The organism is Streptococcus suis, assembly GCF_019856455.1.
Taxonomy (GTDB): domain Bacteria; phylum Bacillota; class Bacilli; order Lactobacillales; family Streptococcaceae; genus Streptococcus; species Streptococcus suis_AE.
The window spans coordinates 1,246,477-1,272,156 of sequence record NZ_CP082205.1 but is presented as its reverse complement, the minus strand read 5'-3'; the positions used below and the strand labels follow the sequence as shown (position 1 = coordinate 1,272,156).

At 40.1% G+C, this 25,680-nt stretch carries 25 protein-coding genes; 5 read left to right on the top strand and 20 right to left on the bottom strand.

The features are described from left to right. The first annotated feature begins 272 nt into the window (after positions 1 to 272). Positions 273 to 1,823 (top strand): glutamine-hydrolyzing GMP synthase, encoded by a 1,551-nt coding sequence (gene guaA / locus K6969_RS06170; protein WP_029173263.1) that lies wholly within the window; start codon positions 273 to 275, stop codon positions 1,821 to 1,823. Positions 1,824 to 2,025: 202 nt separating this feature from the next. On the opposite strand, the gene mcrC is transcribed toward guaA, so the two are convergent. Together mcrC and K6969_RS06160 are read right to left on the bottom strand one after the other, a co-directional pair. Further along, a complete protein-coding gene (mcrC, locus tag K6969_RS06165) occupies positions 2,026 to 3,075 on the bottom strand; it encodes a 5-methylcytosine-specific restriction endonuclease system specificity protein McrC (protein WP_171943173.1) in 1,050 nt (349 codons plus the stop codon). Then, positions 3,072 to 4,769, bottom strand: coding sequence for an AAA family ATPase (locus K6969_RS06160; protein WP_171943174.1), 1,698 nt, complete (start codon positions 4,767 to 4,769; stop codon positions 3,072 to 3,074). Before K6969_RS06160 ends, mcrC begins: the two co-directional genes overlap by 4 nt. A gap of 194 nt (positions 4,770 to 4,963) precedes the next feature. Here K6969_RS06160 and K6969_RS06155 point away from each other — a divergent pair, with 194 nt between their 5' ends. The 3 genes from K6969_RS06155 to K6969_RS06145 all read left to right on the top strand — a co-directional run bounded on the left by K6969_RS06155 (position 4,964) and on the right by K6969_RS06145 (position 8,124). After that, positions 4,964 to 5,752 carry a hypothetical protein gene (locus K6969_RS06155; protein WP_053864069.1) on the top strand — a complete coding sequence of 263 codons (789 nt, stop codon included), beginning with the start codon at positions 4,964 to 4,966 and terminating at the stop codon, positions 5,750 to 5,752. A 118-nt stretch (positions 5,753 to 5,870) separates the two neighbouring features. After that, positions 5,871 to 6,728 carry a hypothetical protein gene (locus K6969_RS06150; RefSeq protein ID WP_029752963.1) on the top strand — a complete coding sequence of 286 codons (858 nt, stop codon included), beginning with the start codon at positions 5,871 to 5,873 and terminating at the stop codon, positions 6,726 to 6,728. A 106-nt stretch (positions 6,729 to 6,834) separates the two neighbouring features. Further along, complete coding sequence (locus tag K6969_RS06145; RefSeq protein WP_321537489.1) at positions 6,835 to 8,124, top strand: IS4 family transposase; 1,290 nt, start codon at positions 6,835 to 6,837, stop codon at positions 8,122 to 8,124. Positions 8,125 to 8,261: 137 nt separating this feature from the next. On the opposite strand, the gene K6969_RS06140 is transcribed toward K6969_RS06145, so the two are convergent. The 11 genes from K6969_RS06140 to K6969_RS06090 all read right to left on the bottom strand — a co-directional run bounded on the left by K6969_RS06140 (position 8,262) and on the right by K6969_RS06090 (position 16,973). Continuing rightward, positions 8,262 to 8,615 carry an HIRAN domain-containing protein gene (locus K6969_RS06140; protein WP_029174057.1) on the bottom strand — a complete coding sequence of 118 codons (354 nt, stop codon included), beginning with the start codon at positions 8,613 to 8,615 and terminating at the stop codon, positions 8,262 to 8,264. Between the two features lie 21 nt (positions 8,616 to 8,636). Further along, the gene (locus K6969_RS06135; RefSeq protein ID WP_029174058.1) at positions 8,637 to 9,386 is read right to left on the bottom strand and encodes a DUF6287 domain-containing protein; all 750 of its coding nucleotides are present in this window, start codon (positions 9,384 to 9,386) and stop codon (positions 8,637 to 8,639) included. A gap of 16 nt (positions 9,387 to 9,402) precedes the next feature. Then, a complete protein-coding gene (locus K6969_RS06130; RefSeq protein ID WP_029174059.1) occupies positions 9,403 to 10,161 on the bottom strand; it encodes an SDR family NAD(P)-dependent oxidoreductase in 759 nt (252 codons plus the stop codon). A 100-nt stretch (positions 10,162 to 10,261) separates the two neighbouring features. Then, on the bottom strand, positions 10,262 to 10,861 hold the full coding sequence (locus tag K6969_RS06125) for a lysozyme family protein (RefSeq protein WP_029174060.1): 600 nt from the start codon (positions 10,859 to 10,861) through the stop codon (positions 10,262 to 10,264). After that, positions 10,862 to 11,836 carry a nucleoid-associated protein gene (locus K6969_RS06120; RefSeq protein ID WP_029174061.1) on the bottom strand — a complete coding sequence of 325 codons (975 nt, stop codon included), beginning with the start codon at positions 11,834 to 11,836 and terminating at the stop codon, positions 10,862 to 10,864. Continuing rightward, complete coding sequence (glyA, locus tag K6969_RS06115) at positions 11,836 to 13,095, bottom strand: serine hydroxymethyltransferase (protein ID WP_171942635.1); 1,260 nt, start codon at positions 13,093 to 13,095, stop codon at positions 11,836 to 11,838. Before glyA ends, K6969_RS06120 begins: the two co-directional genes overlap by 1 nt. A gap of 23 nt (positions 13,096 to 13,118) precedes the next feature. Next, complete coding sequence (locus tag K6969_RS06110; RefSeq protein ID WP_014637945.1) at positions 13,119 to 13,550, bottom strand: GNAT family N-acetyltransferase; 432 nt, start codon at positions 13,548 to 13,550, stop codon at positions 13,119 to 13,121. Beyond that, complete coding sequence (locus K6969_RS06105; RefSeq protein WP_171942634.1) at positions 13,547 to 14,155, bottom strand: L-threonylcarbamoyladenylate synthase; 609 nt, start codon at positions 14,153 to 14,155, stop codon at positions 13,547 to 13,549. The genes K6969_RS06110 and K6969_RS06105 overlap by 4 nt, the downstream gene beginning before the upstream one ends. Beyond that, positions 14,142 to 14,975: a peptide chain release factor N(5)-glutamine methyltransferase gene (prmC, locus tag K6969_RS06100; protein ID WP_029174063.1), complete on the bottom strand. Its 834-nt coding sequence runs from the start codon at positions 14,973 to 14,975 to the stop codon at positions 14,142 to 14,144. Before prmC ends, K6969_RS06105 begins: the two co-directional genes overlap by 14 nt. Next, positions 14,975 to 16,054, bottom strand: coding sequence for a peptide chain release factor 1 (gene prfA, locus K6969_RS06095; protein WP_015646857.1), 1,080 nt, complete (start codon positions 16,052 to 16,054; stop codon positions 14,975 to 14,977). The genes prmC and prfA overlap by 1 nt, the downstream gene beginning before the upstream one ends. A gap of 337 nt (positions 16,055 to 16,391) precedes the next feature. After that, positions 16,392 to 16,973, bottom strand: coding sequence for a thymidine kinase (locus K6969_RS06090; RefSeq protein ID WP_029174064.1), 582 nt, complete (start codon positions 16,971 to 16,973; stop codon positions 16,392 to 16,394). A gap of 445 nt (positions 16,974 to 17,418) precedes the next feature. On the opposite strand from K6969_RS06090, the gene K6969_RS06085 reads away from it, so the two are divergent. Next, positions 17,419 to 17,601, top strand: coding sequence for a 4-oxalocrotonate tautomerase (locus tag K6969_RS06085; RefSeq protein WP_002934978.1), 183 nt, complete (start codon positions 17,419 to 17,421; stop codon positions 17,599 to 17,601). 49 nt (positions 17,602 to 17,650) lie between these two features. On the opposite strand, the gene lepA is transcribed toward K6969_RS06085, so the two are convergent. From lepA to K6969_RS06050, 7 genes are all read right to left on the bottom strand, one after another. After that, entirely contained in the window at positions 17,651 to 19,483 is a 1,833-nt protein-coding gene (gene lepA / locus K6969_RS06080) for a translation elongation factor 4 (protein WP_024385694.1), read from the bottom strand. A gap of 95 nt (positions 19,484 to 19,578) precedes the next feature. Next, positions 19,579 to 19,992, bottom strand: coding sequence for a nucleoside-diphosphate kinase (gene ndk, locus K6969_RS06075; protein ID WP_029174067.1), 414 nt, complete (start codon positions 19,990 to 19,992; stop codon positions 19,579 to 19,581). 22 nt (positions 19,993 to 20,014) lie between these two features. Then, on the bottom strand, positions 20,015 to 20,602 hold the full coding sequence (yihA, locus tag K6969_RS06070) for a ribosome biogenesis GTP-binding protein YihA/YsxC (RefSeq protein ID WP_029174068.1): 588 nt from the start codon (positions 20,600 to 20,602) through the stop codon (positions 20,015 to 20,017). A 55-nt stretch (positions 20,603 to 20,657) separates the two neighbouring features. Continuing rightward, positions 20,658 to 21,884, bottom strand: a complete 1,227-nt coding sequence (clpX, locus tag K6969_RS06065) for an ATP-dependent Clp protease ATP-binding subunit ClpX (RefSeq protein WP_002943186.1) — start codon at positions 21,882 to 21,884, stop codon at positions 20,658 to 20,660. A gap of 196 nt (positions 21,885 to 22,080) precedes the next feature. After that, positions 22,081 to 22,593 carry a dihydrofolate reductase gene (locus K6969_RS06060; protein ID WP_029174069.1) on the bottom strand — a complete coding sequence of 171 codons (513 nt, stop codon included), beginning with the start codon at positions 22,591 to 22,593 and terminating at the stop codon, positions 22,081 to 22,083. A gap of 175 nt (positions 22,594 to 22,768) precedes the next feature. Beyond that, the gene (locus tag K6969_RS06055) at positions 22,769 to 23,608 is read right to left on the bottom strand and encodes a thymidylate synthase (RefSeq protein WP_171942633.1); all 840 of its coding nucleotides are present in this window, start codon (positions 23,606 to 23,608) and stop codon (positions 22,769 to 22,771) included. A 1,035-nt stretch (positions 23,609 to 24,643) separates the two neighbouring features. Continuing rightward, complete coding sequence (locus K6969_RS06050; RefSeq protein ID WP_029174071.1) at positions 24,644 to 25,603, bottom strand: ROK family glucokinase; 960 nt, start codon at positions 25,601 to 25,603, stop codon at positions 24,644 to 24,646. Positions 25,604 to 25,680 lie beyond the last annotated feature (77 nt).

The following is a 25,680-nucleotide window of genomic DNA, read 5'->3' as shown; positions in this document are numbered from 1 at the left end:
TCTAGCCTTTCTCTTCTTTCTAGTTTACCAAAAATAAAGGCGTTTGGCTAATTCAGGCCACGCTCTATTGGTAAAATTCTCCTAGGCAAACAATGAAATCAGATTACCTAAAATAAAGTGAGTAAAAACAATAAAAATACGAACACTAACATTTTTATTATCACTCATAGTTTGCAAAACAGATATTTAGCAAATAAAATTTGGAAAATGTTCGCTTTTATGTTAAACTAACTACTAGTATTTGAATTTTTTTCAAAACGAAAGGGAAAAACATGACAAAACAAGATGTCCAAAAAATTATTGTATTGGATTATGGTAGCCAGTACAATCAGCTCATCTCACGCCGCATTCGTGAGTTTGGTGTCTTTTCTGAATTGAAAAATCACAAGATTACTGCTGAAGAAGTTCGTGCCATCAATCCGATTGGTATCGTTCTCTCTGGTGGTCCAAACTCTGTCTACGCTGAAAATGCCTTTGATATTGACCCAGAAATCTTTGAATTAGGTATTCCAATCTTGGGAATTTGCTATGGTATGCAGTTAATTACCCATAAATTGGGAGGTAAGGTTGTTCCTGCTGGTGAGGCTGGAAATCGTGAATATGGTCAATCAAACTTGCAATTGAAAGCTGAATCAGCCTTATTTGCAAACACACCTGAAGAGCAATTAGTTCTGATGAGCCACGGTGATGCCGTAACGGAAATCCCTGAAGGTTTCCACTTGGTTGGTCTATCTGCTGACTGTCCTTTTGCTGCTATTGAAAACACTGAACGCCGAATCTACGGTATCCAATTCCACCCAGAAGTTCGTCATTCGGTATATGGCAATGACATTTTGAAAAACTTTGCTTTTGGTATCTGTGGAGCTAAAGGCGACTGGACCATGGAAAACTTCATTGAAACTGAAATCGAGAAAATCCGCCAAACAGTTGGCGACAAGAAAGTTCTACTTGGTCTTTCAGGTGGGGTTGACTCATCTGTTGTCGGTGTCCTTCTTCAACGCGCTATCGGTGACCAATTGACCTGTATCTTCGTTGACCATGGTCTTCTACGTAAGAATGAAGGCGATCAAGTTATGGAGATGTTGGGTGGCAAGTTCGGTCTCAATATCATTCGCGTTGATGCAGCTAAGCGTTTCCTAGACCTACTTGCTGGCGTATCTGACCCTGAAAAGAAACGTAAAATCATCGGTAATGAATTTGTTTACGTCTTCGACGATGAAGCGAGCAAGTTGACGGATGTTGAGTTTTTGGCGCAGGGTACTCTTTATACTGATATCATCGAGTCTGGTACCGATACGGCTGAGACAATCAAGTCCCACCACAACGTTGGTGGTCTTCCTGAAGATATGCAGTTCAAGTTAATCGAGCCGCTCAATACTCTCTTCAAGGATGAAGTTCGTGCCCTCGGTACTGCTCTTGGGATGCCTGAGGAAGTTGTATGGCGTCAGCCGTTCCCAGGACCAGGTCTTGCTATTCGTGTCATGGGTGAAATCACAGAAGAAAAACTCCAAACTGTTCGTGAATCTGACGCTATCTTGCGTGAGGAAATTGCCAAAGCGGGTCTTGACCGCGATGTGTGGCAATATTTCACTGTCAATACTGGCGTTCGTTCCGTAGGTGTCATGGGTGATGGTCGTACATACGACTACACTATCGCCATCCGTGCTATCACTTCTGTCGATGGAATGACTGCTGATTTCGCAAAACTACCATGGGAAGTCCTGCAAAAAATCTCCGTCCGCATCGTAAACGAAGTTGACCACGTTAACCGCATCGTCTACGATATCACAAGCAAACCACCAGCGACAGTTGAGTGGGAGTGATAGAGCCTGGGGAGAGGCTCTCTATCAGCCAGTCCATCAAGACTGTTTTACCCGACACCTAAAAATAAAAAAGCGTCGCTGATCTGGGAAATCAATTAACCAGACGCTATAAAATAGGAAAGAGTCTTATAAAAAAACAATCAAAGAGTAGTTTAGTGCTACTACTTTGATTGTTTTTTTGTTTTCTAGCTTAAAGCTCTAACTAGTACCGTTTTGGAGGGGATACAAAATGCGATGTAATGATGTCATCCAGTTGTTCAGCAATACTTTCAAACTGCAGGTTTAAGTCCAAATTTTTGACACTAATCTGGTTTCCATGCATTTGGTAGACCTGATTAGGTTGAATATCTATATCGGTTTTAGCGTATAGAAGCATTCCTGCTACTGTATCGTTTGAATCTGACAGGCGATAAGCCTGGTTTTTCACATAGGTAAAAATTTGGTATAGATTATTTGAATGGAGTGTGCGCTTATCAAAGCGAATCTGTGTGTTACTAGAATAATATTTAGCATCAATAATCAATATAGTATCTTTGTATTTGAGGTAAATATCACTCTGCATGATGGGGAGCATTTCTCCAAAACCATCATCTAGTGCCCAAGGTATCTGAGAGGCGGTAACCTGTATTTGGGGATAATGCTTTTTATAATATCCAAGAATGAACTTCTCATATAGCAAGGATTCCCTTCGCTCATCAAGAAAATTCATCAATTTCTTATTCCCCTCCCTCTCTGTATGAATTAATCCATTCACCACCAAATAGCAGATTGACATTAGTAATTGATACGACTGATTGTTTCGATTATATTGTAAATTCCAATTGATTGAGTGTAGATTAATTTTTGAGACTTCTCCAAAGAAAACTAAGAGTTTTCTCAATTTCTTTTTCCTGTCCTTGCTTATATCAGCTTTTAGCAGTATCTCAATGCTTGCTTTGATAATGCGATTCATTCTACTGTCAAGAGAAAAATCATCGTATTGGCAAACAAGTTGCTTTCTACGCCAATTAGGAGGTGTTAAAGATTCAGCGATATTTATTTTACCTTTAAGTGCCGAGAGTGACTCGGTTTGAGAACGATACTCTCGACCAAGTCCTCTTTTCACCTGTATCGAGAGGCTGATTATCATTATTTCCGCCAGTAGATCTGCAGCATTTTTAAATTCTTCAGTAGCAATCCGTTTATATTCCTGCTTATGAAGGATTTTGAATGCGTAGGATAGCATATAGTAGATATTTTGGACAGGTATCACTGGATGGCACTCCTTAACTTACTACTCCAATCATGAATTTTTGTCGGTTCATCAAACCAATATTCTTTCAAGAGAGGAATCAGTTCATATTCAACAATGGCTTCTAGCAAACCTTGGTCCAGTACTTCTGCCGATAAACCGCAGAAGTAACTATGCCCAATACAGAAGCTATCTCCCAGTACTTCCTCTGTTGAAATGGCCTGATTTAGCTTTTCTACACAGGAAATGAGTCTATCGAATTTTTCGTTTTTCAGATTTGTTTGATAATCTTTGAATCCCGCAGTTGAAAAACCTGGCTTGATGTCAAAGAAGGCAAAGCGTCGTCTCAGTGCATAATCAAGTAGGGCTAAACTCCTATCTGCGGTATTCATCATGCCGATGATATATAGATTTTCTGGAATTGAGAATTGCTCATCCGAGTAGAGGAGCTGTAAAGACTTGCCTCGTTTGTCATTTTCTATCAGCATAAACAATTCACCAAAAATTTTGCTCAAATTTCCCCTGTTTATTTCATCAATAATAAAGAAATAATCATGACTCTTGTCAGACTCTGCTTTTTTGCAGAAAGTATAGAATGCCCCTCTTCTCAGCTCAAAGCCACTTGTCGAAGGTCTAAAGCCCATGATGAAGTCCTCGTAGGAATAGCTTTGGTGAAACTGAATTGTCATGACCCTTTCTAAATCTGGTTTACCCATTAATGAAAATGCTAGGCGTTCTGCAACAAACGTCTTTCCAACTCCTGGCGCTCCTTGTAAGATGATATTCTTTTTCATTTGGAGTATGGAGGTTAATTGATCATACTCTTCTTCTGTCATATAGACTTCTGATAGGAAGTGATTTTTCGTATAGCTATCTTCTACTACCTCTTCACTACCTATCTCGTTTCCAGTATCAGCTTCATCAGCCAGTGGAGAAATTGCTCCAGCACTTCTTTCCTTCTCTTCTTGATTGATCTGTTTAGAGTATTTCCAAGCCATGGATGATAAATCTTTAAAATCTTTCAGTTTGCTCTCTGCACTGTTTAAATAATGATGCATAGAGTCCGAGATATAAAAATAATCATCGGCAGAAATTTTTGGCTTCATCTTTGGTAGTTTTTTGATGACATCAGTAGGAATCTCCCCAGATTCGTATACATACCACTTATTTCTGCTATCTAAGTTCAAGAAAAAGTCAGGAGCAATCCAATACAAGGCCATCGTAATCTTGCTGTTGCCATTTCCTTTCTGGTTTATAGCCAAATCAAAATAGTGTGAAAATTTTTCTTTCTTCTCAGCCGTAGGCTCCTTGCTATAGGTCAAAGCAGCAATGAAAAGTTCCCATAAGTCATCAATATCTTTCTCATCACGATCTCCGATAAAGTAATAGAAAGTCGCATTCTGATTCATCAGTACTGGTATGCTTTCAAAAGAGGATGGGATTTCCGTTTGGAGGTTGAATAATTCTGCTATAGCTGTCAGAATTTTAATGCGATTCTCCTCTTTTATTTGCTTATTGAAGAGTCCAAATATCGTAAAAGGATCAATATCTATCAGTTGATTGTCCTTTTCTAACGTGGGCATATGTATCTTGGTTTTGGTATAGATAGCTTTTACTTTCTCAACCAGCTCTGCTCTATTATCTTTATAGTCTAGTAATTTCCAAGCAAATTCCTTATAAAAGTTTACCCAATTGAATTGATATTGTTCATCCATAGTATCCTCCAACGGTGTTGTATCTACACCTATTAAATTATGAGTTCGAATTACCTATATTTTATCATTAAACTTTCCTGTCGTAAACTTAGAATTTATATACTTGTGTAACCGTTTAATGTGGTACCTTAAAATAGTTGCTTTTGATATTTTTATATGATAATATGTGACTGAAAACGTTTTAGAAAGGTGTGATGGCTGTGTTGAAATACTCGAAAGCGCTGTTACTTGTCTTGCTTATTGCCGCTGGTCTATCTTGTATCGGAATCTACTGGCTCGGAAAAGAGCAAAATAGACTATTAAATGAGCAGTGTCATGCCTTGAACATACGCATTATTAATGATCTGGGAACAAAAATTGATGCCATTGGCGGTCCGCAAAATCCGCGTATCATTGGATTCCTTCAGCGAGATGACACTACTGCTATCAGCCAGCGGATTGGTACAGCTTCTGAGGAGGAACTGAAAATAGCTAAACCTGACAATCTATTCCAGAAAGAGTGGATTGTTCTCTATCCTCAAACGCGCAGCAGTCCCTTTGAAAATACTTCTGCCTATGCAGTAATGAAAAACAGTATCAAGGCTGACTGGCTCCATGTGACTACTTCATCAGAGACGGAATTAGATATTTTTTATGAGAAGGCAGATGAAAGCTTGTTGACCTTGGAAGACTTGGTGCAAGACAAGGAGAGTTTTCGTACTACACTAAAAACAATCCTAGTTTCAGCTAAAAATGAGGCTGAAATTCAAGTTCAAAAAGATATTTTAGAAATGTTCGAGAGTGATGATTGGTCTGCTATTCCCTTTGCTTACACTGAAAAATCTCTGATATTGGAGAAAGCTGTCATTTCAATTTCTGCATTTGTAGATAGTCTAAATCCCTACTATTTTTCAGAACAAACCCTTGCAGATTTGCGTTTATCAGAAGAATCGCGCCAGGCTTTAGAAGATTCGGTAGATAAGACAATCATCACCTATCCTTGAATAAACGGTGAGAGTGGGAAAGTCGTCATGGATGTCTTTCCCAGCTTCTTTATATTTTTCGTTTAACAAATTAAACGTTTTTGTGGATTTGAAAAATATTTTTTGTTATACTTGTGTTATGAAAACATCAACACTTGGAAAGTTACTAGAATTACCAAATTTTCACCACTTCTACACCGTTCCAATTAGAGAAAATACGGAGTCTTCTGGAAATTATATAATTGTTTTTGAACAGGACAAGCAACCTGTATTTGTTGATTTGAAAAATGAGACTGGTCACACTCGTGAGGTACGCTTTGCCAGTCATTTTGACAGCGCCGGTCTTCTGGTCGGATTAGGAGCCATTCCTATCAATTATTGGCCTACCTGCCAGATTCTTGGTGTGAAGAAAAATAATAATCGACGAGGACTTAGTCTATCTAGTCTGATGGATGGTTATGGACGTCTACCTATTTTTAAGGAAATGGCAGAGCGTTATAGAGCGCGTGGACAATCAACCATTTATGACCCCTACCGTTATTCGTATACTATTGATGAAAAGAAGGTTATTAAGGATAATCAATTAACCCTTATTCCAAAGAAAGAATACGAAAAGATAAAAGATTTTCATCCTTTTTTGCAAACAAAGCATGGAAATGTTTATGCAGTTCCTTGTTTCTATCAAGACAGAAAACGAAATCAGATTACTAAAATCTATATTATGGGCTGGTACTTTTATGAGAAGCAATTAAAAATATCTTGGAAACCTTCTCATTCTCGTAAAAGCCGCTGGCGTTCTTCTCTTGTTTCAGTTGATAAATTATCGGACCGCTTCTTCTTTCAAGGAGAATTGTATAAAAAAGGAACCTATCCAGTGTTCTTGGAAGATCTCACAATAAAAAATAAGGCCTACCAACATCGCCTGGATAGGGAGTTTGCAGCCTTTTTAAGCATTATTGAAGAACAAAAACAGAGAGCACAGCTCCGTGTTAAGTAGAAAAAGGGTAGGTGGTAAATTACCCAATGTCATTAAGTTAACTAACCTATCACATTTTGTGGTGGGTTAGTTTTTATGTTACACTAAAAATAAAAGGGGAAAAGTCATGCTAGATCAGATTAAAGCTCATTTACTTGATAGTATTAACGACATCGTTTCTAGTGCCAATCAGTTTGTGCTTCATCCTGAAAAAGATTTTAGTCGGCAAAGTCAGCTAACTATGAAAACCATGATTCAAGCCATACTGACCATGGGTGGTAATACCTTAGCCAAAGAGCTACTTGATTTAGATTTGCCTGTCTCTCAATCTGCCTTTGTTCAACGACGGTATCAGATTAAACACCAAGCTTTTAAAACACTTTTTAGGGATATTACTTCTAAAATTCCAATCTCTGATAATCTCCCTATCCTGGCTGTTGATGGCAGTGATGTGATTCTACCAAGAAATCGTTTTGATAAAACGACCTCTTTTCAAACTGGACCACACCACACTCCTTACAATCTCATTCATATTAATGCTCTCTACAATCTCGAACAAGAGATGTATCATGATTTACGGATCCAAGATAATCGAGAGGTTGATGAACGTGCGGCTTTTATTGATATGATGAAGAACTCTTCTTTCAAACAAGCTCTGGTAATAATGGATAGGGGGTATGAATCCTACAATGTCATGGCTCACTGCCAAGAAAGAAATTGGTCCTATATTATTCGTATTCGTGACGGGAATCATTCTATGAAATCAGGATTTAACCTCCCTGACACCCCTTGTTTTGATGAAAAATTTGACCTAAACATCTGTCGGAAACAGACCAATGAGATGAAGCAACAGTATCACAATTTTCCTAATCACTATCGCTGTTTACCTAATCACACATCCTTTGACTTTCTACCAAGCTCTAGCCGAAAAAGCGACCCAGTTCAGTTTTACGAACTTCATTTTCGAATGGTGCGTCTCGAAATCAAGCCAGGTTTCTTTGAAACTTTGGTGACAAACACCGATTATTCTCCAGAAAAATTAAAAGAGCTCTATGCCTACAGATGGGGCATAGAGACCAGTTTTCGTGACCTAAAATACAGTATCGGTCTGACTCATTTTCATGCAAAAAAGAAGGAAGGGATTCTCCAAGAAATCTACGCTCGCTTTATCAATTTTAATGTTTGTAAATGGCTAACCTCACACGTTACCATTAAAACATCAAAGTTAAAACAGGCTTATAAAATTTGTTTTTCAGACGCTGTTTATGCCTGTCGAAAATTTCTTAGAGCTGAACTCACTTCCTTCCAATTGGAAACCTACATTGCCAAGCATTTATCCATCATCCGACCCAATCGAACGTTCCAAAGAAAGATAAAAAGCAAGGCACCTGTAAGCTTCACTTATAGAGTAACATAATAGTTGAAAAATTGGGTTAAAAAACATCCTTTTTGTGCGCCCTAAATACAAAAACTGTTCCCGTTTTGTCATGAACTGCTCAGACGAGAATAGTTCCTTTAATTGTTTAAATGCTTAACTTAATGACATTGGGTAAATTACCGACTATCATTTTTACGATTATCTTTTAGTTTTACAACGACTCGAAACTGGCGATCAGGATGATTTTCTGTATTGGACATCTGAATACGCGCCTCTAGAATATCGCCGTGTCCAAAATAGATTAAGCGACTGATTAGTGAGTTTTTATCCGATGGGATATATCCTAACTTTGTGCCCTGATAAAAGATTGCTACAGCTTCTGAGTCATGTGGGTTTGAAGGTTCTCCGACTAGCTGAACAGGTGTTCCTGGCTTGAGTTGGTCGATTACATCTAGTCCATCATAGTAGGCAAAGGCTGCCAAATGAAAATCTTGCACATTGCGTGTTAGTTCAAATGATGTGAATGTCATATCTAACCTCCTAGAGAATCATTATGGTTGATAAACAATTTGATAATCTGCATTGATAATAACACCGTTTTGGTAAATAGTGTAACGGGCATTATCATCGCCTTCCAAAACATTATAAGGAATAGATTCGGTGCGCGTGTAGTTTCCTTCAATGACGCGCCAATTGTTTTCGCCTAAAATTGAGTTGGCATAATCAATCGTTTTTGGTCCACTATCCAACTGTACGCCTGTTTCAGTATTTTTTAATGGGTCTATACCGCTAGTGGCTGAATTGGTCAAGCGATAATAGACATCTACCACATCTGCTGTTGTTTCTTGGCTTATTACAATCATTCTATCGCGCGTAGAGTCAGTAGTGTCTATCTCAGTTGTATTTGCTTGTGTTCCTTTAGGAATCATTAATAGTGTTACATCGCCAATCGTTGCGTCTACATAGCCTGTTTCAAAAATTCCATCAGTTATTTTTCCGCGGCCAAGTAAGGACTGGCTATCTGCTACTAATCCTTTGCTATTGAAGACTAGTGAATTTCCTTGGCTATTTTGCCAGGTGCCTAGTATACTATCGTAATTGCCTTGCATTAGAGCATCTATATCCATAGAACTAAGAGAAATCTCACGTTGGATTGTTGATGACGTGCTTGTATTGGCATTAGAAACCTGGGTATCAGCAGTTGAGGTACTTGCGGAACTGCCCTTCTTTTCAGTTTGACAGGCAGAAAGCGACATGATAGTGAGTAAGCCAAGAGCGAGTGCTAAATATTTTCTGTTCATTCTAGCTATCTCCCCTCTAATCTCTATGAATAGTAAAGCCAGTTGCCTGTTTGGTTGCCATAATGGTCATATCAGAAATCTGCACGTGTGCAGGTTGATTTGCAACAAATAGAGTACAGCTGGCAATATCATTTGCTTGAAGAGCATCAATTCCTTGATAGACTGACGCCGCTCTCTCTTTATCTCCATGAAAACGGACTTGGCTAAAATCAGTCTCAACGATACCGGGTTGTAACGTAGTTACCTTGATATTTTTATCAATCGTGTCAATACGGATACCGTCTGAAAGCACTTTGACAGCTGATTTGGTTGCAGCATAGACAGCAGCACCTGCATAGGCATAAATACCGGCCGTTGATCCAATATTGATAATATGACCCTCATTATTTTCAACCATTTGTGGCAATAACTGACGTGTCACAGTTAGTAATCCTTTAATATTGGTATCAACCATTGTCATCATGTCAGTCAAATCATAGTCTTGGAATTTGTCCAATCCCAATGCCAGACCAGCATTGTTTACCAAAATATGAATTTGTCCGACTTCTTCTAAGATTTTTTGACAATTTACAATTGTTTGTTCCATATTCGTAATATCAAATGAATGAACTGATACCTGAACATGGTATTGCTCTTCAATATCTTGCTTAATTTCTTCTAGTTTGTCCAATCTTCGTCCTGTAATGATGATATTATCACCATTAGCAGCAAACACATAAGCGATTGCTTTGCCAATACCACTACTTGCACCTGTAATCAATACATTTCGTTTCATCACTCTGTCTCCTATTCTCTTTATTATACTACAATTTTACCTAGTTTGTAAAAATGCTGTAGTTAAAAACTCATCAGATTTCCGATGAGTTTGATAGGTATTAAAATAAATTAATGAGGCGCATCAGGTGCATATTAAAACGAACCTGTCTAGCATAGTAGATATTTCCACCATTTACATATAACTTCCCGCCATTTAGCAAAGCCAAGGGATGAAAATAGGTATATGTTTCTTCTGTAGTATTCCCTAAGATTGGTGCTACTACTGTTCTGGAGTATTCTTTAGCTAACGAGAGTGTATGTTCTCCACCATGCTCAGCAATATAGTCAATATAGGCTGGACCGAAATTATATGCCTGAACTGCTGTCCAAACCTCTACTCCTTTTTCCTCAGCCAACCGTAGGTTTTCTGTCAGGTAGATAATTCCTTGCCTGATACTCTCTCTACTATCCGTGATAGTGTTAGCATAGCCAGTAGCGGACTCACTTGATTGCATGACATCTGCTTCTTGTCCCTTGGTTTCTGTGTAAATCATTGCTAGGACTAGTTCTTCATTAGCTGGTGTGTCGTTTTCAGCCAATACTTCTTGTACCATAGTTTGATAGGTCATCACTTGCTTGACTGCACTGTAGGTTTGATAGAATTTGTAACCGAGAAAAATCAGTAAAAGAAGTATCAGCGTACGTATCAGTTTTTTCATTTACTTGCTCTTTATGTCTTCAATATTTTTGATAAGAATAGAATAGGTCCCGTTGTCATTTTGAATAAACTCAACCGATTCTGCATCCTCATAGATTGCATTTGGCACAATCAACTCAATTCCGTTTGATAAAGATAGCTTCTGATTTTCAAATTTCTTAAGTTGACGGCTACTATCAATTTCATCGAAGGAAATCTTATCAGGTATGACCTCTTTCAGTTGATCGACGAAATTTAAACGAGCGGTCAGGTTGTTATCGAATAACTGATCAGCCAATTTTTCGGGTGAAAGCTCATTATCTTCTTCCAAATTGTTGAAAATAGCTGACTTGACTTTCGATTGAAATTGAAAATCGCCTTGATGGAAATTGTCAGCAATCTTCTGTGCAGTTTGCTCTACTGCTTTGATTGATTTTTTTGCAGAAATAGCTGGTGTAACTTGCAGAAGATTATCTGAGAAATAATTGAGGAAGGTTCCATTGTGTTTGATTCTTTTCTCAATCAAATGATACTTCCGCGTTTGAAGATTGACAATCAAGGCTTCATCAGGTGCTGAACCTGCTCCAGGTAAATTATTCTGGGTGATTTTTAAAGGACTTCCGCTTTCCAGACCAACGTGGGCGAGATTTTCACGCAGTGAGATTCTCAAAAAGGCAAAATGTTCCACACCATTTCGTTCAAACTCTATGAAAATGAGGTCATTGGTTTTTAAATTCTCAGAAATTGAAAATTCTTCTTTCCAGAGATTGGCAATCTTGACAGAGTTGGGCAGTAGGTCACCATCTAAATAGTCAAGAAAAGGATTGTCGGGGTTGAATTGTCCTGTTTTTGCTTCATCAGAAAAGACACGTTCAATCTTTTTACGTAAATATTCTTCTATTTTTGGGCTAACAGTCAAAAGCTGGTCGGCAAGGACCAGCTCTGTATCATCAGGACTAAATTGATGTATGATGGCTTTTTTTACAAATATATCCATTATAAACCTTCGTAAAGTGGGAATTGATCTGTCAAAGCACGCACTTCTTGACGGACTCCCTCAAGAGCGGTTTCATTTTCTGCATTTTCAAGTGCTTTGATAGTTAGTTGTGCAACTTTGCGAGCTTCCTCTACTCCAAAACCGCGAGCAGTAATGGCCGCAGAGCCAATACGGATACCGCTTGTTTTGAATGGTGAGAGTTTTTCGTAAGGAATTGAGTTTTTATTGAGAGTAATATTTACTTCATCCAAGAGATGCTGAGCAACTTTACCATTTTCAACAACTTTGGTCACGTCAACGAGGAAGAGATGGTTGTCTGTTCCTCCTGTGATGACTTTAAAGTTAGGGTTTGCAAGGAAGACTTCGGCCATGGCCTTGCTGTTCTCAATCACTTTCTGAGCATAGTCTTTGAAAGCTGGGTCCAAAACTTCTTTGAAAGATACGGCTTTTGCAGCAATGACATGCTCTAATGGACCACCTTGGATGCCTGGGAAGATGGCTGAGTTGATTTTCTTGATGAGCTCTTCATCATTGGTCAAAATTAAACCACCATGTGGCCCACGAAGAGTTTTATGAGTTGTAGTTGTTGTAATATGGGCATGTGGTACTGGGTTCGGATGAAGACCTGCTGCTACAAGACCAGCAATATGAGCCATATCCACCATCAGTTTGGCACCCACTGCATCTGCAATTTCGCGGAATTTAGCAAAGTCAATTGTACGGGCATAGGCTGAAGCACCTGCTACAATCAATTTTGGCTGTACTTCTTTTGCTTGTTTTAAAATTGCATCGTAATCAAGCAAGCCAGTTTCTTCGTCAACATTGTAAGCTACAAAGTTGTAAGTTTGTCCTGAGAAGCTAACTGATGCACCGTGAGTCAAGTGACCACCTGCAGCTAAGTCCATCCCCATAACAGTGTCTCCTGGCTCAATCAAGGCCATGTAGGCAGCACAATTGGCCTGGCTTCCTGAGTGTGGTTGAACGTTAGCAAATTTTGCACCGAATATTTCTTTAGCACGTTCAATAGCTAAACTTTCAACTACGTCAACGCATTCCGTACCGCCATAGTAACGACGACCTGGGTAACCTTCTGCGTATTTATTGGTCAAAATAGAACCTTGAGCTGCCATAACAGCTTTAGAAACAACGTTTTCAGACGCAATCAATTCGATATTATTTTGTTGGCGTTTTTCTTCAGCTTGGATAGCTTCCCAAACTTCTTTATCAAATTCTTTGTAGTTAACTTTGTCAAAAATCATATACGGTACTCCTTTGTATTGGGCTAAATGTGCTTGATAAAACGCTTCTGCATTTTATCGGAGTGATAGCCATTCTTTTCGTAGAAAAGATGGGCTTGGAGACGACTTTCAGCAGAATTGAGGCGAATAAAATGGTAGCCCTCTTTCTGTGCAATTTGCTCAACGGCTTTCAGCAGGCTTGCTCCAATCCCTTGTCCTTGATGACCAGGCAAAACAGCTAGTCCGAGAATATTGAGGCCTGTATCCGAATAGAGACTTTCATAGACTTGTGCGTGAATGTAACCTTGCACTGCGCCACTTATGTCATCTATATAGACCAACAAGATATGCCCCAATGTGCTCGTGCATCTAAAAAACTGTCGCTCAGTTTGTTCCAATGAACAATCATACCCTAAGGATTGAGCATTGATTTCTCGGATGACTACCAAGTCACCTTTCTCAATGGGACGAATCATAAAACTACCTCAAATTCTATTTCGGGAATGGCTTTCTGAATCTCTTCGCGGCTGATAGCACCTTGGCGCAAAATCCGCGCTTTCTGTCCAGAAAGGTCCAAAATCGTTGAATCAATGCCTGTCAGAGCTTGGTCATCCTTAATGCCAGGCAAATCAACTGGAAATTGTGCCTGGATGTCCGAAAACTTCTTGCCACTTTCGTTTCCTGAAATATTAGCGGACGGTCCAATAAGTGGGCCAGTCTCTGAAATCAAACGTAAGGTTTGTTCGTGATTGGGAAGACGAAATCCAACAGTATCCAGTCCAGAATTAACCCAAAAAGGAACATTTTTGTTTGCTTTCAGGATAATCGTTAGCGGTCCTGGCATAAATCTATTATACAGTTTTTCCAGAAAAAAGGGTGTATTTTGACTGAAAAAATAAATATCGTTCAGATTTGAGACATTTAAGTTCATTGCCTTGTCCCTCGGACGCTGTTTCAACTGATAGACACGATTGACTGCATCTTCATTCAATGCTTGGGCAAAAAGCCCATAGACTGTTTCAGTTGGAAGGATAACAGCACCACCATTTTCAAGAATTGTTCGGAGTTTATCCATTGTCATCCGCTACGACCTTTCTATCCTGTCCAAATTGGTCTTTGAGGACTCTAATTCGCTTTTTGGGGAAATGCAGAGCGAGTAAGTCGGTTAGATCTTGCCCTTGCTTGTAGCCAATTTCAAAGTAGAGTTTTCCATTTTCCTTCAAAAATGCCCCTGCTTGATCCGCAATTTGTCTATAGATAGCCATGCCATCTTCTTCCGCAAATAAGGCAAGATGAGGCTCAGAAGTCAATACATTGAGTCCAACTTCGTCTGTGTCATCTGGTGAGATGTAGGGCGGATTAGAAACAATGATGTCAAATTGCCCTGTCACTGCTTGCAAGACATCCGATTCTAGAAAGTGGACAGATACTTGATTGTTTCTTGCATTTTCCTGAGCCACTGCTAGGGCATCCTTTGAAATGTCAACTGCTACCACTTCCCAATCAGATCTAGCTTTTGCAAGGGAAATAGCTATGGCACCGCTTCCTGTACCGATGTCTAATACACGCAAACCTGCTCTGCTATTTTCCTGCAAAATCAAATCAACTAATTCTTCCGTTTCAGGTCTTGGAATCAAGACTCGCTCATCCACTGCAAACTCCAAGCCATGAAAATCAGCCTTGCCGATAATGTACTGGGCAGGTCGGTGCTGGGAAAGTTGCTGAAAAATCGCATCAATCTCTTCTTTGTCAGTCGGTGTAACTTCCTGACGGAGCAGGAGGAGAAATTCCGTAAAGTTCAATCCCTTTAAGCCACGAAAGGTGAAGGACAGGGATTCTGCCTCTTCACCGATTGCGACTAATTGTTCTTCGTATGCTGCAAATAATTGAGCGTAATTCATTATTTGTTAAGCTCTTCTAGTTTTTGCGTTTGATCGTAGAGGACAAGGGCATCGACGACTTCGTCCATCTTACCTGACAAGATAGTATCCAGCTTTTGCAAGGTTAAGCCGATACGGTGGTCTGTCACACGGTTTTGTGGGAAGTTGTAGGTACGGATACGCTCTGAACGGTCACCTGTACCGATAGTTGATTTACGCTCTGCATCCTGCTCATCTTGGGCAATCTGGGCAAAGTGGTCAGCTACACGGGCACGGATAATCTTCATGGCCTTTTCACGGTTTTTCTGCTGAGTACGCTCTTCCTGCATCTCCACCTTGATGTTGGTTGGCAAGTGAACGATACGCACGGCAGTTGCAACCTTGTTGACGTTCTGACCACCGGCACCAGATGCGTGGTAAATATCGACACGAAGATCTTTTGGATCGATGTCATATTCCACTTCTTCAACTTCTGGCATGATGAGGACAGTTGCTGTTGAGGTGTGGACACGTCCCTGGCTTTCAGTTACAGGGACACGTTGGACACGGTGAGCTCCTGACTCATACTTGAGTTTTGAATAAACGGATTGACCAGAGACCATGGCAACCACTTCCTTGATACCGCCGACACCATTATAAGAAGCCTCCATGACTTCAAAACGCCAGCCTTGACCTTCTGCATACTTTTGGTACATGGTCAAAAGGTCTCCAGCAAAAAGGGCAGCTTCATCGCCACCTGCGGCACCACGGATTTCCAAGATGATGTTTTTGTCATCGTTAGGGTCTTTTGGTAAAAGAAGGATTTTCAGCTTTTCTTCGTAAGCTTCTTTATCAGCCTTAGCTTGTTTGAGTTCTTCCTTAGCCATTTCCTCTAAGTCAGCATCACCAGAAGATTCTTTAATCATCTCTTCTGCATCGACAATGTTTTGAAGTACAGTCTTATATTCGCGATAGGCTGTTACTGTATCACGAGTTGCAGCTTCTTCCTTAGACAACTCCATAAAACGCTTGGTATCGCTGACTACATCAGGGTCAGACAACAATTCACCAAGTTCCTCGTAGCGGTCTTCCACCGCCTGTAATTGATCGTAGATGTTCATAAATTTAAGATATTAAGGGCGTTAAACGAACAAAGCAAAAATAGGAGTTTTGACGAAGGACGAAAGCGTCCTAGGAAAAACTATCTTTTTTGCACAGTTCGTAGCCCGAATTCAGTTCCTTTCTAAAAATTTGGAAAGAACACACTTCTAGTTAGCTTGTAGGGCGTGTTCAATTCCTTTCTGTAATATGTAGGTCATGAAACAGGCACAGTTCGTAGCCCGTATTCAATTCCTTTGCCGTAGTATGTAAGTCATGAAAATTGGCACAGAGTCATAGGCAAATTCAGTTCTATACAGATGCTCAGTTTACAGTCGCTTCTCATTTCATTTTCAAAAATTAGGGTAAATCATTAATTTCTGGTGAAAAATAATGTTTGCGGCAAACTGGAATGTAGGTTTCATTTCCACCGATTTGAATTTGAGCGCCTTCATAAGTAGGTTTTCCATCCTGTGTTCTCAAAACCATTGTCGCTTTTTTAGAACAATATTGGCAGATTGTTTTGATTTCATCCAACTTATCGGCCAACAGCAACAAGTGTTTGGAGCCTTCAAAGAGCTCATTTCGGAAATCATTTTTTAGACCAAAAGCCATAACTGGGACATCCAATTCATCTACCACTCGTGCCAAGTCATAAACGTGATGGCGACGAAGGAATTGTGCTTCATCAATGAGAACACAGTAAGGACGTGGTTCCATTTTTTCAATAAAACCAAAGATATCCATATCATCGTCAATCGCCACTGCATCTCTTCTCATGCCTATACGACTGGATACAACACCAAAGGCATCACGAGTATCAAGTGCAGATGTCATGATAACAACAGGTTTTCCTTGCTCTTCATAGTTGTGAGCAACTTTAAGAATTTCAATGGTTTTGCCTGAATTCATCGTCCCATATTTATAGTATAATTGAGCCACTTTTCTCTTTCCAATCTTAAATTTTCACTCCCTCCATTCTATCATAATTTGACCATTTAGGAAATAGAAAAACAAGCCCGTTTTGAGCTTGTTTGTTATTAGGACCAAGGTAATGATAAGAAATTTCCGACACATTCAAAAATGATTTTAGCTGCCTTTGGTTTCCACTTGTAGAGCATAGCACATCCATAGATTAAGCTGAAGAAGGAAAACGCAAGAAACAAGGGGCCTTCCCATATAGTTTGGTAAAAAACAGTTATCACTAGATACAAAAACAGACCGGCAAGCAGGAATGAAAACACCATACGATAAACATAGTTCATAAGCCAACACCTCCTATGTACATGTAGAATAGCAAAAATTGTAAGCGGTGTCAATCGTTTACTTATAGAAAGCAGGTGAAATTTATGCTATACTGAAACTAGCAAAATAAAGGAGAAACTATATGCCATTTGTACGTATTGATTTGTTTGAAGGACGCACAGAAGAACAAAAGATTGCCTTAGCACGTGAAGTTACCGAAGTTGTATCTCGTAATACTAATGCGCCCAAAGAAGCCATTCATGTCTTCATCAATGATATGCCTGAAGGGACCTACTACCCACAAGGTGAAATGAAACGTAAATAAGAGAAAACACTCTTGCAAGAAAATGCAGGAGTGTTTCTTTGTATCAAGTTTATTTCTTATCGTCTTCATCCATGCTGAGTACGCTGAGGAAGGCTTCCTGAGGGACTTCGACGGATCCGATAGCTTTCATTCGTTTCTTACCGGCTTTTTGTTTTTCTAGGAGTTTGCGTTTACGGGAAACGTCACCACCATAACACTTGGCCAAAACGTTCTTACGAAGGGCCTTGATGTCGCTACGGGCAACGATTTTTTGACCGATTGCTGCCTGGATTGGCACTTCAAACTGTTGACGAGGGATGATTTTCTTGAGCTTATCCACGATAATTTTCCCACGTTCGTAGGCAAATTCCTTGTGGACGATAAAGCTGAGAGCATCGACCTTGTCACCATTGAGGAGAATATCCATTTTCACCAACTTGGATGAACGGTATTCAGAAATCTCATAGTCGAAGCTGGCATAACCACGAGTGGATGACTTAAGCTTATCAAAGAAGTCAAAAACAATCTCCGCAAGTGGAATTTGGTAGATGACATTGACACGATTATCATCGATGTAATCCATAGTCACAAAGTCACCGCGTTTGCGTTGGGCCAATTCCATGACTGCACCGACGTATTCCTGTGGTACCATGATTTGTGCCTTCACATAAGGCTCTTCAATGTTGGCGATCTTGGTTGGGTCTGGGAATTCGGATGGGTTGGCTACATCAATCATTTCACCGTCCGTCATATTGACATGGTAAACCACCGACGGAGCTGTCATGATCAGGTCAATGTTAAACTCACGCTCAATTCGTTCTTGGATAACATCCATGTGCAAGAGCCCCAAGAATCCACATCGGAAACCAAAACCGAGGGCCTGCGATGTTTCAGGTTCGAACTGCAAGCTGGCATCGTTGAGTTGGAGTTTTTCCAAGGCTTCACGGAGGTCATTGTACTTGTTGGAATCGATTGGATAGATACCCGCAAAGACCATTGGGTTCATCTGCTTGTAGCCCGCTAGTGGCTCACTAGCAGGATTTTCAGCCAAGGTCACCGTATCACCGACACGGGTATCCGCAACTGTCTTGATGGAGGCTGCAATGTAACCTACATCACCAGTCGCCAAGTAATCACGACCGATTGCTTTTGGTGTGAAGATACCCACTTCCGTCACATCAAAGGTCTTGCCATTGCTCATCATCTGAATAGTATCGCCAGGTTTTACCACACCATTGACGATACGAACTTGCAAGATAACGCCACGATAGGGATCGTAAACCGAGTCAAAAATCAAGGCTTGCAACGGTGCTGCAACATCACCAGTCGGTGCAGGGACTTTCTCTACGATTTGCTCCAAGATTTCCTCGATACCAATACCTGCCTTGGCTGATGTTGGGACTGCTTCAGAAGCATCCAAACCAATCACATCTTCGATTTCCTGACGAACACGTTCTGGGTCTGCTGCTGGTAGGTCAATCTTGTTAATGATTGGCAAGATTTCCAAATCATTGTCCAAGGCTAGATACACGTTAGCCAAGGTCTGTGCTTCAATCCCTTGAGCAGCATCCACCACCAGAATCGCCCCTTCACAGGCCGCAAGAGAACGTGATACTTCATAGGTAAAATCCACGTGTCCTGGTGTGTCAATCAAGTGGAAAATGTATGTCTCTCCATCTTTAGCTGTATAGTTGAGTTCGATTGCGTTGAGTTTAATTGTGATACCACGCTCGCGTTCCAAGTCCATACTATCCAGCAACTGGGCTTGCATTTCACGGCTGGAAACTGTTTCTGTCTTCTCAAGAATACGGTCGGCCAAGGTTGATTTACCATGGTCGATGTGGGCAATAATGGAGAAATTACGAATTTTCTCCTGTCGTTTTTTCAAATCTTCTAAATTCATGTTTCTTCCTCTACAAGGGTATTACTCCTCATTATATCAGATTTAGTGATAATTTTCCATAAGAAAAACACCTAGAAAACTAGGTGTCTGCTCTGCTATTTTCCCAGCCAAAGACCGATCTCTCGTTCGGCTGCTTCTGCACTATCTGAGCCATGAACGACATTTGCCACAATTCCCTCAACGGGCGCTGTCGCAAAATCTCCACGAATAGTCCCAGGTAGGGCGTTTACTGGATTGGTAGCCCCCATCATATCTCGCCAAGATTTGACGACTTCCGGTCCTTCTAAAATCCCAGCAATGACTGGTCCGCTGGTCATATAGTCAACCAAGAGCGGAAAGAAAGGTTTGTCTGTTAAATGCTCATAATGTTGAGCGACCAAGTCTTCCGTCGTTGCCACCATTTTTAAATCTCGGATTTGAAATCCCCTGCGTTCGATACGTGAAAAAATTTGTCCTGCAAGTCCACGCTTAAGAGCATCTGGTTTGATGATGAAGAAAGTACGTTCCATGATTTTTCTCCTGAACTGTTTATTAGATGTTACTTAAGATAGCATCCCATGCCTGATCGTATCCGTGACGAGTTTCAGAAGAAAAGATAACGAATTGATCATTTTTATCAAAATCCAATTTCTTTTTAATCATCGATTCGTGCTTACTCCACTTTCCTCGTGGGATTTTATCAGCCTTCGTTGCCACAATAATAACAGGAATTTCATAATATTTCAAGAAATCATACATTTGAACATCATCTGCTGATGGCTCATGACGCATGTCTACTAAACTCACCACAACACGTAGATTTTCTCGTGTCGTCAAATACTCTTCAATCATTTTGCCCCACTTAGCACGCTCAGTTTTAGATACTTTAGCATAGCCATAACCTGGAACATCTACAAATCGAATTTTATCATCTATATTATAAAAATTGAGTTGTTGAGTCTTTCCTGGTTTTCCTGACGTACGTGCAAGATTTTTTCTTCCTAGAAGAGTATTGATAAATGAGGACTTTCCAACGTTAGATCGCCCGGCAAGGGCAATTTCTGGAATGTCATCGCCCGGATACTGGGCTTTTGAAACAGCACTGAGCAAAATCTCAGCATTATGTGTGTTGATTTCCATTTTATACCTTTCATAAATAAGGGTAGAAAACAATCAGTTTCCACCCTTTATTTTTTTATGCAGTTTCTAGTAAAGGCTTTTCTTTACCGTCTACTGCTGCTTTTGTTACACGAACGCGTTTAACGTTATCTTGGCCTGGCACCTCAAACATGACATCCAACATCGTTTCTTCAATGATAGAGCGAAGTCCACGAGCACCAGTCTTACGTTCAATTGCTTTTTCTGCAATTGCTAACAAGGCGTCCTCATCAAAGTCAAGCTCCACGTCATCATAAGACAAGAGTGTCTGGTATTGTTTTACAAGAGCATTCTTCGGTTCCGTCAAAATACGTACCAAATCCTCTGTTGTCAATTGGTCCAAAGCTGCGAATACAGGCAAGCGACCAATCAACTCTGGAATGATACCGAATTTTTGAATATCGTCTGCAATGATATGTTGCATGTATGATTCTTTTTCATCAATAGCACGATTATTATGACCAAAACCGATGATTTTTTCACCGAGACGCTGTTTGACGATTTCTTCGATACCATCAAATGCACCGCCAACGATAAACAGGATATTTTTGGTGTCCACGTGAATCATTTCTTGGTTTGGATGTTTGCGTCCACCTTGTGGTGGTACGCTGGCCACAGTTCCCTCGATAATTTTTAGGAGAGCTTGCTGGACACCTTCACCAGATACATCGCGGGTAATGGACACATTTTCACCTTTTTTGGCAATCTTATCAATTTCATCCACATAGATAATTCCTCTTTCTGCACGGTCGATGTTAAAGTCTGCAGCCTGCAAAAGTTTGAGGAGGATATTTTCTACGTCTTCACCAACATAACCCGCCTCAGTAAGAGCAGTCGCATCGGCAATAGCAAACGGGACATTCAAACTTTTAGCCAAGGTCTGAGCTAGGAAGGTTTTTCCTGACCCAGTCGGGCCAATCATGAGGATATTTGATTTTTGCAAATCAACATCGTTCTCATCACGGCTATCTTGGAAATTGATACGTTTATAGTGGTTATAAACGGCTACTGCTAAAGCACGTTTTGCACGATCCTGTCCGATGACGTAGTTGTTCAGGATATTGAGTAATTCTTGTGGCTTTGGAGTGTCAGCCAGGTCAGTCAATACTTCTTCAGCCAATTCTTCACGAATGATTTCCTGAGCTAATTCCACACATTCATTACAGATAAACACATTGTTTCCAGCGATAATTTTTTTTACTTCTTCTTGATTTTTTCCACAAAATGAGCAATAAATAAACTCATGTGTATGCTTAACAGCCATGTAATTCCTCTTTCATATCTCTTATCTAAATAAAAAGCCGTAAATGGCATGAATGCTATTGACCAGATTAGTAAAAGCATTCAATAAAAATAATATTGCTAAACCGAAGCGTTTTTTCTAAAAGCTTGAAGCGCACATAGAACGCAAATCCCACAGAGAAATGCTGTAAATAAACCGAATAAACTTCTCTCCATGCCTAACCATCTCTTCTTTCATAGGTTTTTATTGTAAAATCATACGGGTTTTTCTCGTCTTTTGGACGTAAATTGGCGCTTTGTAGCTGAAATTTCTTCATAGGAAATGCTTTCGGAAAATACACATCGCCATTAAATTGACCGTGAATATCTGTCACTATTAATGTTTCAATGTAAGGTGCAAAAGCAGTAAAAATTTGTCCCCCACCAATCACAAATAGTGTCTGCTCCTGTTTGTTATACCAATCTAGGACATCTTCCACACTGTGTAAAATGGTAACATGTTCACTCTCTAGTTGATAGGTTTTATCCGTTGTCAAAACGATGGTGTGACGATTGGGAAGAGCACGTTTACCCATGCCGTCGAAGGTTATACGTCCCATCACCATCGTGTGACCTGTTGTCGTTTCTTTGAAATGAGCTAAGTCAGCTGGCAATGACCAAGGAAGTCTATCACCTTTTCCAATCAATCCATTTTCATCTTGAGCCCAAATGGCAACAATCTTTTTAGTCATTTTCTCTCACTTTCCGTCCTATCATTCTATCAAAAAAACATGAAAAATGCACTTACCAAGTAGGTCTAGTGCAAATTTTTATCGTGCTGAAACTATCACCGACTCCTCAGAGATAGGGAAGATTCCGATATTCGTAGAATGTGAATCTCGCTGGTGCTGGAAAGCCCCCCTCATCTTAAATCGCCAAGTCAAACTTTAGTTGCGGTTTAACTGGATTGTAGTCCACCAACTCAAAATCTTCTGCTTTTATATCAAAGAAGTTTGTTCCGTCTGGGACGTTCAAGACCAAACGAGGCTCTACTTCAGATGGTGTACGACGGAGCAATTCTTCAGCTTGTTCAAACTGATTGTCATAGATGTGAAGATTATTGATGAAATAGAAAAACTTCCCAACCTTCCAGCCAAAATGTTTAGCAATCATCATCTGAAGGGCTACATACTGCATAGCGTTGATATGATGAGCCACCAACATATCATTTGACCGTTGAGTTAGAGTTGCATCCAGATAAATCTCCCCATCCACTCGGCGAACATCAAACATAGTTTGAAAGGCACATGGCAAAAGACCCGCTGACTGGTCAAAAGCCTCATAATCCCACAAGGAAATCACATTGCGGCGATTCCATGGATTTTCTTCCAATTGCTTAAGGATTTTTGAAATGATGTCATGTTTTTTCACAATCGCACCGTAACGTTCTCCGATTGTGCCTGTTCCCTCAACTTCCCAATCATTCCAATACTGGACGCCATACTTTTCTTGTAAAACAGACAAGTCATTAGTCTGATCTTGGTAAATCCAGAGAATTTCTTTTATGGCGGATTTAATCGGAATTGGTCTTAGTGTGGTAATAGGAAACTCGCCCTTAGACAAGTCATACTCAGCAAAGGACCCAGTAATATACTTAGAATTAGCAACATTTCCATCCTTGTAACGTGGGCGAGCATTTTCTGAAAAAACGCCCTCTTCCATAATCTTTCGAATGTTCTCTTTAAAAATAATATCTGCTTTAGTCATGGTCTTAGTATAGCAAATTCTAGCAAAAAACTCCAGTTTTGTACCGGAGTTCTCATTTGAAAAACAAAGAATAAAAATTAAGGTGGAACAAACCAGATAGGGCAGTTATTAGGCTGAACAATATAAAATACAAGGCAACCAAGAGAACACTCAACAATATCTGACGAACATTTTTAGTGTAAATAGCCGTTGGTAAGCTGGCTAGTCCGAAAAATGGAATGATGAAAAATGTTAGTTTAAAATTCACATTTACAATATCAAACCATTGCCCTATTGGCAAAAATAGCATGACGAAGAGAAAAATTACGAACCATACAAAACTAGATTTAATCTTTTTAGTAAAGTCAGGTTCATAACCACTCCTTCTAGGGGCCAAATATAAAGTAGCCAATACCGAATATCAGAGGAAATGAGATCATTAAGAAGATACTAATCAAACCAGTCCACAATTTTTTATAATAGATAGATAGTATAAGAATTAGAGTCCCTAGTATAGGAAGAATCAACATGGTCGCTACGTTTCCCCAGCTAGACGGGAAAAACCAGTCACGAATCCAGTAATCAAGGAAAAAGGCAGACAGTAAAATCAAAAGCCCGACTATAGTTAGATAGTCAATTAGTTTAGGCATACTTACTTGTTTCATACACCAACACTCCTTTCTCTTTTCACTATTATTGTACCCTTTTATCAACCAACTTTCAATATATGTATATAAAGAAAGTGTGACAGCGGATTAGAAAAAAGGGAGCGGGAAAGAACTCGACCATTCATAGAAGAGTTCGTCAACAAGTCCTTATTTCCAGTTGTTGAGCTGAAACAGTCTATCCCCAGACTGTTTCACTCCCACCCCCACACAGCTCAAAAGGTTCAGTGAACCTTTTGAGGTTGGAAATAGAGCGAACTTTGTTCGCAACAGTCGTAATGGTCAGATTTGGAGTGTAAAACACGAACAAATCTGCCAATCAACCACTGCGCTGAGATGTTGACACTAACGTTGAGAAGCGGTGCTGGGCTTGAGCCCAGCCTCTCAGTTATTATTTCAAAACTAGTGATGCGGCACCTAGGACACCAGCATCATTACCACGAGTTGCCAAGACAATTTGCGTGCTTTCCTTGATTTGTGGGAAGCTATTTTCAGCAAAGACCTTGCGAACGCCATCCAATAAGAACTCTCCTGCAGCTGATACACCGCCACCCAGAACGATGTAGGTAGGATTGAGGACTGCAGCAATGTTTGCACAGGCAACACCTAGGTATTCTGAGAAGTGACGGTAGACAATCAAGGCCAAATCATCGCCTTCTTTTGCCAAGTCAAAGACATCTTTAGCCGTTACATCTTGCCCATCATCGATCATTTGTTTCAGTTTTGCATCGCCTGCGTATTGATCAGCATAACGACGGCTGAGGTTGACAATACCTGTCGCTGAAGCAACTGTTTCTAGACAACCTTTCTTACCACAAGTACATGCAAATGGCTCATCAAAGTCAACTGTGATATGACCTAATTCACCACCAGCGCCTTTGACACCACGAATCAAGTTTCCAGCAGCGATGACTCCGCCACCAACACCTGTACCAAGCGTCATAAAGACAACGTTGGGATTGTTGTTACCAGCACCTACCCACTGCTCACCAAGAGCTGCTACGTTGGCATCATTGTCGATAAAGAATGGTAAACCGAGCGCAGATTCAAACTGATCTTTAACCAATTGCAAGGTCTTCCAGTTGAGGTTATAGGCACCGATAACAGTACCAGCTTCGCTATCAACGACACCAGGAGACCCCATACCAACACCCAAAAAGTCATCTTTTGTCAAATCATGGGTTTCAAATCGCTGCTTGATACTGTCAATAATATCAGGAACAATATGACTTCCATCGTCTAATATATTTGTCTTGATGGACCATTTTTCTTGTATCTCACCTTCCGTTGTGAGAATCGCCAACTTAACTGATGTACCACCTAAGTCAATACCAATAATTTTTTTTGCCATAATTTTCTCCTTACGTGTATATTTTCTTTATTATACCATAACGCAAAGGTTTGCGTAAAGCCTTTTCAAAAATTTGA

Excerpts from the sequence above, each read along its gene's own strand:
- prfA (WP_015646857.1), bottom strand. The coding sequence starts at position 16,054 with ATGAACATCTACGATCAATTACAGGCGGTGGAAGACCGCTACGAGGAA.
- K6969_RS06130 (WP_029174059.1), bottom strand. The coding sequence starts at position 10,161 with ATGAAACGAAATGTATTGATTACAGGTGCAAGTAGTGGTATTGGCAAA.
- ndk (WP_029174067.1), bottom strand. The coding sequence starts at position 19,992 with ATGGAACGTACTTTCTTCATCATCAAACCAGATGCTCTTAAGCGTGGA.
- lepA (WP_024385694.1), bottom strand. The coding sequence starts at position 19,483 with ATGAATTTAGAAGATTTGAAAAAACGACAGGAGAAAATTCGTAATTTC.
- K6969_RS06135 (WP_029174058.1), bottom strand. The coding sequence starts at position 9,386 with ATGAACAGAAAATATTTAGCACTCGCTCTTGGCTTACTCACTATCATG.
- K6969_RS06155 (WP_053864069.1), top strand. The coding sequence starts at position 4,964 with ATGGCTGTGTTGAAATACTCGAAAGCGCTGTTACTTGTCTTGCTTATT.
- K6969_RS06085 (WP_002934978.1), top strand. The coding sequence starts at position 17,419 with ATGCCATTTGTACGTATTGATTTGTTTGAAGGACGCACAGAAGAACAA.
- prmC (WP_029174063.1), bottom strand. The coding sequence starts at position 14,975 with ATGAATTACGCTCAATTATTTGCAGCATACGAAGAACAATTAGTCGCA.
- K6969_RS06125 (WP_029174060.1), bottom strand. The coding sequence starts at position 10,861 with ATGAAAAAACTGATACGTACGCTGATACTTCTTTTACTGATTTTTCTC.
- clpX (WP_002943186.1), bottom strand. The coding sequence starts at position 21,884 with ATGGCTGTTAAGCATACACATGAGTTTATTTATTGCTCATTTTGTGGA.
- K6969_RS06050 (WP_029174071.1), bottom strand. The coding sequence starts at position 25,603 with ATGGCAAAAAAAATTATTGGTATTGACTTAGGTGGTACATCAGTTAAG.
- K6969_RS06140 (WP_029174057.1), bottom strand. The coding sequence starts at position 8,615 with ATGACATTCACATCATTTGAACTAACACGCAATGTGCAAGATTTTCAT.
- K6969_RS06160 (WP_171943174.1), bottom strand. The coding sequence starts at position 4,769 with ATGGATGAACAATATCAATTCAATTGGGTAAACTTTTATAAGGAATTT.
- K6969_RS06105 (WP_171942634.1), bottom strand. The coding sequence starts at position 14,155 with ATGACAATGGATAAACTCCGAACAATTCTTGAAAATGGTGGTGCTGTT.
- yihA (WP_029174068.1), bottom strand. The coding sequence starts at position 20,602 with ATGGAAATCAACACACATAATGCTGAGATTTTGCTCAGTGCTGTTTCA.
- K6969_RS06110 (WP_014637945.1), bottom strand. The coding sequence starts at position 13,550 with ATGATTCGTCCCATTGAGAAAGGTGACTTGGTAGTCATCCGAGAAATC.
- K6969_RS06145 (WP_321537489.1), top strand. The coding sequence starts at position 6,835 with ATGCTAGATCAGATTAAAGCTCATTTACTTGATAGTATTAACGACATC.
- K6969_RS06120 (WP_029174061.1), bottom strand. The coding sequence starts at position 11,836 with ATGGATATATTTGTAAAAAAAGCCATCATACATCAATTTAGTCCTGAT.
- K6969_RS06150 (WP_029752963.1), top strand. The coding sequence starts at position 5,871 with ATGAAAACATCAACACTTGGAAAGTTACTAGAATTACCAAATTTTCAC.
- K6969_RS06055 (WP_171942633.1), bottom strand. The coding sequence starts at position 23,608 with ATGACTAAAGCAGATATTATTTTTAAAGAGAACATTCGAAAGATTATG.
- glyA (WP_171942635.1), bottom strand. The coding sequence starts at position 13,095 with ATGATTTTTGACAAAGTTAACTACAAAGAATTTGATAAAGAAGTTTGG.
- guaA (WP_029173263.1), top strand. The coding sequence starts at position 273 with ATGACAAAACAAGATGTCCAAAAAATTATTGTATTGGATTATGGTAGC.
- K6969_RS06060 (WP_029174069.1), bottom strand. The coding sequence starts at position 22,593 with ATGACTAAAAAGATTGTTGCCATTTGGGCTCAAGATGAAAATGGATTG.